Origin of the sequence: Sulfuritalea sp. (genome assembly GCF_017302275.1) — a bacterium.
Taxonomy (GTDB): Bacteria; Pseudomonadota; Gammaproteobacteria; order Burkholderiales; family Rhodocyclaceae; genus Sulfuritalea.
This window is the reverse complement of sequence record NZ_JAFLDR010000068.1, coordinates 1-10,541: the sequence shown is the minus strand read 5'-3', so window position 1 is coordinate 10,541 and position 10,541 is coordinate 1. Positions and strand designations below refer to the sequence as shown.

Below are 10,541 nucleotides of genomic sequence, written 5' to 3'. Positions count from 1 at the left end.
GCAGGCGGTTGTCGCGCAGGTCGTCGTACAGGGCGCCCTCCTCCGCGTCAAGAAGAACAGAGGAATCCAGGTTCTATCACCCCCGAGTTCTCTTGGTTCCCTGCCGTTAGTCTGGCAGATTCCGCCACCCGCAACTGCGGGAAGCGATGCCAGGGAACCGGCACGCATGCAGACGAGAGTCGCAAGCGCGTGTCGAGGTGCCGGGCCGACACGCAGCGAAACATACCCCGCATTGTGTGCCGGCTAGTATTGCTGTCTAATACAAATGGGGCAAGCAGATACCAACAGGGTAAGGGATCTACTAGGGTGGGGGGCTAATGGCAAACTTCAGGGCCAGGGTCTGGATGACGTTGATCGGGGTGGCTGTACTGTCATCCATTCCGGTTTTCGTTGTCGCAGGAAGCGGTGGCGGGATGGGGGTAGCGCTTGGCGGGATGGTGCTGGCAGTCAGCATTGCAGCCCTGGCTGCTTATTTTCTGGTATCGAGTATCGGCCGCCCACTGGATCAGTTGTCCGGTCATATCGGGCAGGTGGCCAAAGGCAATCTGAACGTGACACTGCCCGCATCGGTTGGCGATGATGCGGGCAATGTTTTTTCCGCATTTGCCAGCATGGTCTCGAACCTGCGCAGGTCCATCTCCGAGGTGAGCCAGTGTGCATTGCAGATTGCTTCAACAGTCAATCAGCTGAGCACATCGGCGGCAGCGATCGCCGACAAATCCCTGGTCGCATCCAAACGTTGCTCGAGTGCCGCCGCCGCTAGCGAGCAGATGGCAGCGACTGCCGGGCATATCGCAACAAACTGCGTTGAGGCATCACATGCTGCATCGGCGGCGAACGAGGCGGCGAATGTTTCGGCATACGTTTCCATGGAATCGATCAATTCCATCCACGCCATTGCCGAGCTGATCAAGGATTCATCGGAACGTATCGGTAGGCTGGGCGAGAGTTCCGAACAGATTGGTGCCATCGTTTCAACGATCAAGGATATTGCCAATCAGACCAACCTGCTGGCGCTCAATGCCGCTATCGAGGCGGCGCGGGCCGGCGAGACGGGGCGCGGTTTTGCCGTGGTGGCGGACGAGGTGAGAAAGCTGGCAGAACGTACTACGCAGGCAACCCAGCAGATTACCGAGATGATCAAGCTCATCCAGGGCGAAACCCAGAGTGCAGTCGATACCATGAAGCAGGCGGTGCATGAGGTGGAGAAAGGCGTTGAGGATGGCGCGCGCTCAAGCGAATCGATCTGCGAAATACTCGGCAAGATCACTGAGTTATCTGACGATATCAGCAAGATCGCCACTTCCGCTCAGCAGCAGAAAGCGGTCACCGACGACATCAGTTCAAGTAGCCAGCAGATGAGCACGATGGTCGACGGGTCGGCACAGGAGGCAAGTACCGTGGCGACGGCGGCGATGACCCTGTCTCGGCAAACGGATCATCTGTCCCGGTTGGTCAAGGGTTTCACGTTTTGACTGTTCCGGCTTGCTTGCCGGGGTTGCAGATCGCGTAGGCCGTTCCTGTTCATGGAGGGAAAGATGTCAGCCAGCAAACCAAAACTTGCCATGTATTGGGCAGCTTCCTGCGGCGGATGTGAAATCGCCCTGGCCAATATTGATGAGGTCTTGCTGGAAGTTGATCATCATTTCGACTTCATGTTTTGTCCTTGTCTGCTCGATACCAAGACAAAGGACATCGAGGCGCTGCCGGATGGCGATATTTTCCTGACCCTGTTCAACGGTGCGCTGCGTACCGAAGAAAACAAGGAAATGGCAGAGTTGTTGCGCAGGAAGTCGAAGGTGTTCGTCGCTTTCGGCGCTTGCGCCGCTACGGGGGGCATTCCCGCTCTGGCCAATCAGCACGGTTTGCAGCACCTGCTGGACACGGTCTTTCTGAATGCGCCCAGCGTCGAAAACGCGGCGCGGTTGATCCCTCAACCGATCTGCCATGTAACCGACGGGGAACTGGCATTGCCGGCCTTCTTGCCGCGCGTGCTGGCCGTGCATGAAGCTGTGAGCGTTGATTACACCATGCCCGGTTGTCCTCCGGAGCCGGAACAGATCATCGCCGTCATTCGCCATGTGGCTTCCGGTGCGCCCTTGCCACCGCTTGGCACCTGGCTGGGTTGCAGCAGCCGCGCCGTTTGCAGCGAATGCCCACGGGAAAAACGCGGCGTGCTGGCAGCGCGGTTGTTACGGCCCTATGAGGGCATACCGGAAACCGGTTGGTGTTTGGTCGAACAGGGGTTCGCCTGTCTTGGACCGGCCACGCGTGGCGGTTGCCATGCCCTTTGTCCGACCGCCAATATGCCCTGCACCGGCTGCTATGGTGCCCTCGATGCGACCGCCGACCCCGGCGCCAGCGCGCTGACGGCACTGGCGGCGGCGGTCGATCCCGGCAAGCTGGCTGGCAAGGGCGAAGAGGACCTGCATCGGCGAATCAAGCATGCGCTATCCGGCGTGGCTGACCCGCTGGGCACTTTCTATCGCTATTCACTGGCAGCGACCGTGCTCGCCGAGCGCAAGCCGGAGGTGGAGCAATGACTCGACGAATCACCATCGATCCGATCACACGACTGGAAGGCCACGGCAAGATTGAAATTTTTCTGGACGACGCCGGCGACGTTTCCTCAGCGTATTTCCAGATTCCGGAACTGCGCGGTTTTGAGTCCTTCTGTGTCGGACGCCATGCCGAGGAAATGGCCAATATCACCAATCGCATCTGCGGCGTTTGCCCGGAAGCTCACCACATGGCGGCAGCCAAGGCCGTCGATGCAGCCTTCGGCGTTACCTGCCTGCCGGCGGCAAGGCGCATTCGCGAATTGATCTACATGGCGTTTTTTGTCACCGATCACACCACGCATTTCTACTGCCTGGGTGGGCCGGATTTCATCGTTGGCCCGGATGCTCCGGCCTCCGAGCGCAATATCCTGGGGGTCATTCGCAAGGTGGGCGTCGATATCGGCCTGCAGGTCATCAATTGCCGCAAGCGCAACCACGAACTGATCAAGCGTCTGGGCGGCCGCGGCGTGCACTTGTGCGGGGCGTTGCCGGGCGGTTGGTCGGTGGCCCTGAGCGAGGAAATGCGCCGGGATTTTCTTGACTGTGCCAAGGAAAACATCGATTTCGCCCGTTTCTCGCTGAAAACGTTCGACGACATCGTTCTCAAGGATCAGGCTTATCTTGATCTGATGTTTTCCGACTTGTATCGCCACGAAACGCACAGCATGGGTACGGTCGATGCCGGGATGGCACCCAATTTCTACGAGGGCAGGATTCGTGTCGTCGATACACTGGGAAATGAAGTCGTCCTCTACGATCCCAAGGATTACCTGAGCCACATCGCCGAACACGTCGAGCCATGGAGCTATCTGAAATTCCCCTATCTGAAGAAATTCGGCTGGAACGGCTTTGTCGATGGGCAGGAGAGCGGCATTTACCACGCCACCCCGCTGGCACGCCTCAATGTCGCCGACCGCATGGCCACACCGCTTGCGCAGGCTGAATTCGAACGTTTTTTCGACACCTTCGGCGCGCGGGGAAAGGCCGCCAATGGCCGTAACCTGCCGGTTCATCAGCGCCTTGCCACGCACTGGGCGCGGTTGATCGAGTTGCTCTATGCCGCAGAGCGCATGCAGGAGTTGCTCGAACACCCTGAAATCTGTGATCCAGCGGTCCGCCAGGTCGTCGAGGCGCGGGCCGGCATAGGCATCGGCTCGGTCGAAGCCCCGCGCGGCACGCTGACCCACCATTACGAGACCGACGTACGTGGTGTGCTCACCAGGGTCAATCTGATCGTCGGCACAACCAACAACAATGCCCCGATCTCGCTTTCAGTGATGAAGGCCGCCAAGGGGCTGATCAAGGGTGGCGTGTTCAGCGACGGCATCCTGAACCAGGTGGAAATGGCTTTCCGCCTCTATGATCCCTGCTGCTCGTGTGCCACGCACGCACTGGGCAAGGCACCGCTAGAGGTTAACCTGCGCGCCGTCGACGGATCGCTGCTCGATCAACAGGTGCGGGGATAAGCGACCATGCGCAGTACAAATGGCGACTGCGTCGTTATCGGCCTGGGTTGCCCTTTTCTAAGTGACGATTCCATCGGTCCGAGGGTAATTCGCGAACTGGCAGCCGGAGTGGAAGAGTCATGGAGGCTGGTGGAATCGCATGCCGGCGGCTTGTTGCTGCTGGAGGAACTGGCGGGTGCAACGCGGGCCATCATCGTCGACGCACTACTCGACAGCCGCCGCACGCCGGGCGAGGTGGTGGTGGCGGGCATCCACGGCAGCAGCCAGAATGCGGCCTGCGGCCACGACTGCACACTGCTGCAGGCGCTGACCATTGGCCGCGCCATGGGCCTGGATCTGCCCACCGACATGAATATTCACCTGGTCGCGGTGGTGGCTGACGACGTCACCACGTTCGCTGAAAACCTGTCACCCCGCGTCGCCAGCGCCCTGCCGGAAGCCTGCCGGACAGTACGTTTGCTGGCCCGAGGGTCTCTCTTTGCCAACAAGGAGGCTGCATGAGTTCCCGAGCAAGAACCGCCGTCATTCTTTGCACCTGCAGCGGCATCATCGCAGAGCGGATCGACTGGGAAAAAGTTCAGAAACTGCTTGCCGGCCACCCGACCAGGCCGGTTTTCCGGGTCGACCAACTCGCCTGTGGTGCCGACAACCTCGAACAGCTGGAAACCTGGCTGAAGGAAGAAAAGCCTGAACGCGTGGTCGTCGCCGCCTGTTCGCCACGCGATCATGAAGCGACTTTTCGGCGGCTGTTGATCGGGGCCGGCATCAACCCGTATTTCCTCCAAATGGTCAACGTCCGTGAGCAGGTTGCCTGGGTGACCGCCGATCCCGTGCAGGCAACGGCGAAGTCGGCACGTCTGTTGTCGGCGGCGCTGGATCGGGTACAGCGGCAAGAGCCGCTCGTCGCGCGCAAGGTGCCGCTGCGCACCGAAGTAGCGATCATCGGTGCCGGACCGGCCGGCATGCAGGCGGCGCTGACCCTGGCGCGCGCGGGGCGCAAGGTGACCCTGATCGAGAAGGAACCCTTCATCGGCGGGCTGCCCGTTCGCTATGAGGAACTTTTTCCGAATCTCGAATGTGGTCCGTGTTTGCTGGAGCCGGTGATGGGCGAATTGCTGCATGGCCACGAAAGTGAGTACGTTGATTTGCTGACGCTGGCCGAGGTGACCGCAGTCAAGGGCACCTTCGGCAACTGGACCCTGACCGTCAAACAGCGACCACGCTTCATCAATCCGGATTTATGCATCGGCTGCATGGCCTGCGCTGCCGTCTGCCCCGAGCACCGGCCGCACGCGTGGAATGCTGCAGGCGAACTGGCCGCGGTCGATGCGCCTTTTGCCGGTGCACTGCCCAATTTCCCGCACATTGATCCGGCAGTCTGCCTGAAATTGAAAGGCGAGGAATGCAATGCCTGCCTCGTCGAATGCCCGGTCGAAGGTTCTCTGGCTTTCGACGATACCGCTCGTCAGATCACCATCGAAGTGGGCGCCATTATTGTCGCCACGGGTGCTCTTGAAAAACAGGACGTTCCCGCTGCGTTTGCCGGGCTAGCGGACGTGCATACTGGCTACAGCTTCGAGCGTCTGCTGGCGATGAACGGCCCGACCGGCGGCGAGATCCTGAAAGCGGACGGCACCCCGCCGCAGTCGGTGGCCATTGTCCATTGCGCCGGCTCGCTCGATACCAACGAGATTTCCTACTGTTCCGGCACCTGTTGCCGCGCTGCGCTGAAGTACGCCCACATTACCGCTGCCAAAGTGGCGGGGGTCGAACTGACGCGCCTGGTTCGCGAACAGGTCGTACCCGGCCTGGATGCCGATAGCCAACTGCACCACGACCACAGCGCAGTCAGCCGCTATTCCGGGCTGGGCGCCCTGAGCGTCGACGGCGTGGGCGCAGAACGCCGGATCGTTTGCCAGGACAATGGGCAGTCGATTGCCGCCGAGATGATCGTGCTGATGCGTCCAGTCGTTCCCGGCGCAGGAACCAGCAAGATTGCCGAGGTGCTTGAACTCGATACCAATGCAGGCGGCTTCCTTGCCCAGTTGCATTCGCTTTCCGCTTCCTGCGCCAGCAACATGAAGGGGATCTATCTGGCCGGGACCAGTCGTGGGCCTGGCGATATCCGTGAGGCCTTTTCCAGCGGTACGGCGGCGGCCGGCCTGGCGCTTTCCGAACTGGTCGATGGTCGCGATCTGGTGGTCGATCCGCAGGTGGCGGTGGTCGATGTGATGCGCTGTTCTGGTTGCGGAACGTGCCTGCAGGTCTGCCCATACAAGGCCATTTCGTGGAATGCACGCGACAGGATTGCCGATGTGGCCGATATCCTGTGTCGAGGTTGCGGGACCTGCGTCGCAGCCTGCCCTTCTGGTGCGATTACCGGTCAGGGCTTTTCCCGTGCGATGCTGCGAGCTGAAATTGGGGGAGTGTTGTCATGAGTTGCCAGAGCTATTCGACCACCCATCCCACAATCCCGACGAACAACGTTGACGCCATTGCCGGCGTTGCTGTCAAAGTTGTTGCCTTCCTGTGCAACTGGTGTTCCTACGCGGGCGCTGACAAGGCGGGTGCCAACCAGTTGCCGGTGCCGGCAGAACTGACGGCGATCCGCGTCATGTGTTCTGGCCGGGTTGAGCCGACCATGATCCTCGAATGCTTCCAGAAAGGGGCGGACGGCGTATTGGTGCTGGCCTGCCATCCCGGTGACTGCCATTACAAGGAGGGCAACCTGCGCGCCTACTGCCGGGCCGAACTGCTGGAGTGCCTGGTACCACAATTGGGCGTCGATCCGCGGCGTTTTCGCTTTGACTATGTTTCGGCGGCGGAAGCAGACAGGTTTTCGCAGATCACCAATGAATTCGTTGATCAGGTTCGTGCCCTTGCGGTAAGACCATTTAAAAACTAAGGAGAAGAAGAATGGCAACCCAAATCCTTGACTGCGTTGGACTCAAGTGCCCGCAACCGACGCTGAAAGTGACCGTCCAGTCGACCCGGATGAAACCGGGAGACATTCTCGAAGTCGTTGCCGATTGCTCGACTTTCGAAAAGGACGTGCGTGAATGGGCGACTCGCGCCAGGAAGACCGTCCTCTGGTGCAAGGATGAAGGCGGCGGCAAGAAACGCATCCAGATCAAGCTTTGAACGGTTTCCCGGCGACTTCGCCGGGGCGCGGGCAGAGCGCAAGCGTTCAGCGCACCCACCTCTGCAGTTGGCCATCACGGCATCATCCTTGTTGCGTGATGGCACTGGATGGATATGGCGATAGTTGTCGGTACCGTGCTTCTTGCCGACACGTCGCGCCTGTACGACGCGGCCGAGTTGCTCGTTGCGCTCGAAATTTGTCTGGGGCTCCGCGCGTTCTGCTGCGGGGCGAAATCGTCAGAGAAGAAACTCCCGGGTTGTAAGGAATCGGCTGCGACTCCGACTATCGTCCAGCAGGCCCGAGAAACTTCGGGTGACTGCAGAAAACCAAGCCATCCAACCCAAACAAGGAGTGTACCGATGAACAAGACAATGACGACAGCTTCACTGGCCCTGGCGCTCGGCGCCGCCCTGACGGTAGCCGCCAGCCCGGCTTTCGCCGCCGATAGCGCGGCCGACAAGGAAAAATGCTACGGCGTCGCCCTCAAGGGCAAGAATGACTGCAAGGCGGGCGCCGGCACTTCGTGTGCCGGTACCTCGAAAACCGACTACCAGGGCAATGCCTGGACCCTGGTGCCCAAGGGGACCTGCGAAAAGACTGTTTCCTCGACTTCGCCGACCGGCAAGGGCCAGCTTGCCGAGTTCAAGGAAAAGAAGGCCTGATCGAAATCCGGATCGCGGAGCATCCGCCATGACGATCCCTGCCAACTGCCGGCCATCCCAGGGCGATGCCCCCGCGTTCCCCGTCACGACCCTGCCCGCGCGCGGCGGGGTCGGGCTCAAACCGGAACATTTTCGCGAGATCCTTGACACTGCGCCGGATGTCGGCTTCTTCGAAGTGCATGCAGAGAACTACATGGTGGACGGCGGACCCTTCCACTACTACCTGGGCCGCATTCGCCAACGCCATCCCATTTCGATCCATGGCGTCGGCCTGTCGATCGGCGGCGAGGAGCCCCTGGACGCCGCGCATCTGGACCGGCTGGCCGCGCTGCTGGCGCGTTACCAGCCGGAATCCTTCTCCGAACACCTGGCATGGGCCAGCCACGGCGGGGTCTATCTCAACGACCTGCTGCCGGCACCTTATCACGTCGGCACGCTGGCGCGGGTTTGCGCGCATATCGACCATGTGCAGGAGCGTTTGCAGCGGCGGATGCTGCTGGAGAACCCCGCGACCTACGTCGAATTCGCCGCCTCGACCATGGCCGAAACCGATTTCATCGGTGAAGTCGTGCGCCGCACCGGCTGCGGCCTGCTGCTGGACGTCAACAACGTCCATGTCGCCAGCGTCAATCACAACCGCGACCCGCGCGCCTATATCCGCGCCCTGCCGCTGAAGGCGGTGGGCCAGATCCATCTGGCCGGCTTCGCCCGCGACATCGACGCCGCCGGAGATCCCCTGCTGATCGACAGCCACGACGCGCCGGTGGCGCAGGTGGTCTGGGATCTCTATGCATTCGCACTGGACCTGCTGGGTCCGCTGCCGACCCTGATCGAGCGTGACGGCGACATACCCGTGTTTCCGGTCCTGCTCGCCGAGGCGCAGCGGGCGGACCGGATCATGCGCCAGCAGTTGGCCGCTACCGCGCCGGCCGAGGCTTGCGCGTGAGCGCGCAACGGCACTTCGCCGAAGCCGTGCTGGCTGCCGAGCCGCTGTGCCCACCGGGCCTGATGGCCTGGAACGGCTCGGACCCGGCGCGGCGTTTCGCCGTCTACCGCAACAATGTCATGGTCTCGCTGATCGACGCGCTGGCCGACAGCTATCCGGTGACGCAGGATCTGGTCGGCGAGGAATTCTTCCGCGCCATGGCGCGCCTGTTCGTCCGCACCCATCCCCCGCGCTCGCCGGTTCTGGCGCTCTACGGCGCGGGTCTGGCGGAATTCATCGAAGGTTTTGCGCCGGCGGCCGTCCTGCCCTACCTGGCCGACGTCGCCCGGCTTGAGATGCTGCGCGTGCAGGCCTGGCACGCCGCCGATGCGGCGCCGCTTGGCCTCGCGGACTTTGCGGCCCTGCTGGAGAATGCGCCGGCACTGGCGGCAACTGGTTTCGACCTGCACCCCTCGCTGGCAGTGCTGCGTTCGGCCCACGCCGTGGTTTCGCTGTGGGCGGCGCACCAGGCGCAAGACGGTACGCCCGACCTGACGGCGGTCGATCCCGCGCTGCCCGAATCGGCCCTCGTCCTGCGCATCGGGCTCGACGTCGAAATTCGGCGGATTCCGTGCGCCACGGCACAATTCATCCTGCACCTACAGCAGGGCCTGGCCTTCGGCGCCGCAGCCCAGTTTGCCCTGGACGCCGAGCCCGCCTTCGATCTGCCCGCCGTGCTCGGCATGCTGATCTGCGGCGGAGCCATCATCAACCTGTGTCAACCAAGAAGAGAACCTGCATGATGAATTCCATCGCCACCGTTAACGCAGCCAGCCAGGCTGGGAATAGCGGTCCAATCGGCCTCGTGTTCAAGCTGATCGCCGTGTTCGGGCGCATCCCCGATAGCCTGATCGCCTTGCTCGGCCGCTTTTCCATAGCGGCGATCTTCTGGAAGTCGGGACAAACCAAGGTACAGGGCCTTGTCATCGACATCGTCAGCGGCGAGTTTCATTTCGGCGCGCCGCAGCTCTCGGACTCCGCCCTGAGTCTGTTTCGCGAAGAATATCGGCTACCGCTGGTAGCGCCGGAACTCGCGGCGCCGTTGGCGGCCTTCGCCGAGCATATGTTTCCTCTGTTGATCCTGCTCGGCTTGGCCACACGCTTCTCCGCGATCGGTCTGCTGGTAATGACCTTGACGATCCAGTTCCTGGTCTACCCCGACGCCTATCCGACCCACGGCGTCTGGGCCAGCGTGCTAGTCTTCCTGATCGCCCGCGGACCGGGCGCGGTGTCGGTGGATCACCTGATCGCCGCACGCTTCAAGCCGATCGCATAAGACGGCGGCGATAGAAGGCAGTGCGCGCGGGCGCCGAGGCGGCAGACATGGGAATTCGGGCCGTATGGTTAACCGCAAGGCAGGCAGCACGGCTACTCGGGCCGGACGGCGGGTCGCGCTGGCGCTGGTCTGAGCGAACCTGAGGATCGATCAGGCGGACTTGCAGCAACCTGTCACGCCAAAGCCGCCAACGCCGCCTCGATCCAGCCAAAACCGATCCGCTCCTGTTCGAGACGCAGATTCCTCCGCAGGCGGTTGTCGCGCAGGTCGTCGTACAGGGCGCCCTCCTCCGCGTTCAGTCGTGGCAGATCGCGCAACGTCTGCCGGTCCTCCTCGCCCCAGTGCGTGGCGAAAGCCAGCAGCGTCGCACGATCCATCAGGAACGATTCGACGTCGGCGATATGGGCGCGCAACTGGTCGAGGATGGCGAAGCCGTGGGTGTCGATGTC

At 61.9% G+C, this 10,541-nt stretch carries 12 protein-coding genes; 11 read left to right on the top strand and 1 reads right to left on the bottom strand.

The window, feature by feature from the left end:
• Positions 1-317: 317 nt before the first annotated feature.
• The 11 genes from J0M27_RS20640 to J0M27_RS20590 all read left to right on the top strand — a co-directional run bounded on the left by J0M27_RS20640 (position 318) and on the right by J0M27_RS20590 (position 10,092).
• Positions 318-1,475 carry a methyl-accepting chemotaxis protein gene (locus tag J0M27_RS20640; protein ID WP_294996405.1) on the top strand — a complete coding sequence of 386 codons (1,158 nt, stop codon included), beginning with the start codon at positions 318-320 and terminating at the stop codon, positions 1,473-1,475.
• A gap of 63 nt (positions 1,476-1,538) precedes the next feature.
• Complete coding sequence (locus J0M27_RS20635) at positions 1,539-2,543, top strand: hypothetical protein (protein WP_287651636.1); 1,005 nt, start codon at positions 1,539-1,541, stop codon at positions 2,541-2,543.
• On the top strand, positions 2,540-4,027 hold the full coding sequence (locus tag J0M27_RS20630; protein ID WP_287651635.1) for a Ni/Fe hydrogenase subunit alpha: 1,488 nt from the start codon (positions 2,540-2,542) through the stop codon (positions 4,025-4,027). Before J0M27_RS20635 ends, J0M27_RS20630 begins: the two co-directional genes overlap by 4 nt.
• A 6-nt stretch (positions 4,028-4,033) precedes the next feature.
• Positions 4,034-4,528 (top strand): hydrogenase maturation protease, encoded by a 495-nt coding sequence (locus J0M27_RS20625; protein ID WP_287651634.1) that lies wholly within the window; start codon positions 4,034-4,036, stop codon positions 4,526-4,528.
• Positions 4,525-6,465: an FAD-dependent oxidoreductase gene (locus tag J0M27_RS20620; RefSeq protein ID WP_287651633.1), complete on the top strand. Its 1,941-nt coding sequence runs from the start codon at positions 4,525-4,527 to the stop codon at positions 6,463-6,465. The genes J0M27_RS20625 and J0M27_RS20620 overlap by 4 nt, the downstream gene beginning before the upstream one ends.
• Positions 6,462-6,932 carry a hydrogenase iron-sulfur subunit gene (locus J0M27_RS20615; RefSeq protein ID WP_287651632.1) on the top strand — a complete coding sequence of 157 codons (471 nt, stop codon included), beginning with the start codon at positions 6,462-6,464 and terminating at the stop codon, positions 6,930-6,932. The genes J0M27_RS20620 and J0M27_RS20615 overlap by 4 nt, the downstream gene beginning before the upstream one ends.
• 11 nt (positions 6,933-6,943) lie before the next feature.
• The gene (locus J0M27_RS20610) at positions 6,944-7,168 is read left to right on the top strand and encodes a sulfurtransferase TusA family protein (RefSeq protein WP_034917267.1); all 225 of its coding nucleotides are present in this window, start codon (positions 6,944-6,946) and stop codon (positions 7,166-7,168) included.
• A 360-nt stretch (positions 7,169-7,528) separates the two neighbouring features.
• Positions 7,529-7,831: a DUF2282 domain-containing protein gene (locus J0M27_RS20605; RefSeq protein ID WP_294996396.1), complete on the top strand. Its 303-nt coding sequence runs from the start codon at positions 7,529-7,531 to the stop codon at positions 7,829-7,831.
• A gap of 28 nt (positions 7,832-7,859) precedes the next feature.
• A complete protein-coding gene (locus J0M27_RS20600) occupies positions 7,860-8,777 on the top strand; it encodes a DUF692 domain-containing protein (protein WP_287651630.1) in 918 nt (305 codons plus the stop codon).
• The gene (locus tag J0M27_RS20595) at positions 8,774-9,559 is read left to right on the top strand and encodes a DNA-binding domain-containing protein (protein ID WP_287651629.1); all 786 of its coding nucleotides are present in this window, start codon (positions 8,774-8,776) and stop codon (positions 9,557-9,559) included. Before J0M27_RS20600 ends, J0M27_RS20595 begins: the two co-directional genes overlap by 4 nt.
• Positions 9,559-10,092, top strand: coding sequence for a DoxX family protein (locus J0M27_RS20590; protein ID WP_287665874.1), 534 nt, complete (start codon positions 9,559-9,561; stop codon positions 10,090-10,092). The genes J0M27_RS20595 and J0M27_RS20590 overlap by 1 nt, the downstream gene beginning before the upstream one ends.
• A gap of 173 nt (positions 10,093-10,265) precedes the next feature.
• Here J0M27_RS20590 and J0M27_RS20585 read toward each other — a convergent pair.
• The coding region (locus tag J0M27_RS20585) for a Wadjet anti-phage system protein JetD domain-containing protein (RefSeq protein ID WP_294996387.1) at positions 10,266-10,541 on the bottom strand (276 nt) is incomplete at its 5' end.

Bases quoted from the DNA above. Each gene is read 5' to 3' on its own strand.
- J0M27_RS20635 (WP_287651636.1), top strand. From the start codon at position 1,539: ATGTCAGCCAGCAAACCAAAACTTGCCATGTATTGGGCAGCTTCCTGC.
- J0M27_RS20615 (WP_287651632.1), top strand. From the start codon at position 6,462: ATGAGTTGCCAGAGCTATTCGACCACCCATCCCACAATCCCGACGAAC.
- J0M27_RS20590 (WP_287665874.1), top strand. From the start codon at position 9,559: ATGAATTCCATCGCCACCGTTAACGCAGCCAGCCAGGCTGGGAATAGC.
- J0M27_RS20625 (WP_287651634.1), top strand. From the start codon at position 4,034: ATGCGCAGTACAAATGGCGACTGCGTCGTTATCGGCCTGGGTTGCCCT.
- J0M27_RS20620 (WP_287651633.1), top strand. From the start codon at position 4,525: ATGAGTTCCCGAGCAAGAACCGCCGTCATTCTTTGCACCTGCAGCGGC.
- J0M27_RS20600 (WP_287651630.1), top strand. From the start codon at position 7,860: ATGACGATCCCTGCCAACTGCCGGCCATCCCAGGGCGATGCCCCCGCG.
- J0M27_RS20610 (WP_034917267.1), top strand. From the start codon at position 6,944: ATGGCAACCCAAATCCTTGACTGCGTTGGACTCAAGTGCCCGCAACCG.
- J0M27_RS20605 (WP_294996396.1), top strand. From the start codon at position 7,529: ATGAACAAGACAATGACGACAGCTTCACTGGCCCTGGCGCTCGGCGCC.
- J0M27_RS20640 (WP_294996405.1), top strand. From the start codon at position 318: ATGGCAAACTTCAGGGCCAGGGTCTGGATGACGTTGATCGGGGTGGCT.
- J0M27_RS20630 (WP_287651635.1), top strand. From the start codon at position 2,540: ATGACTCGACGAATCACCATCGATCCGATCACACGACTGGAAGGCCAC.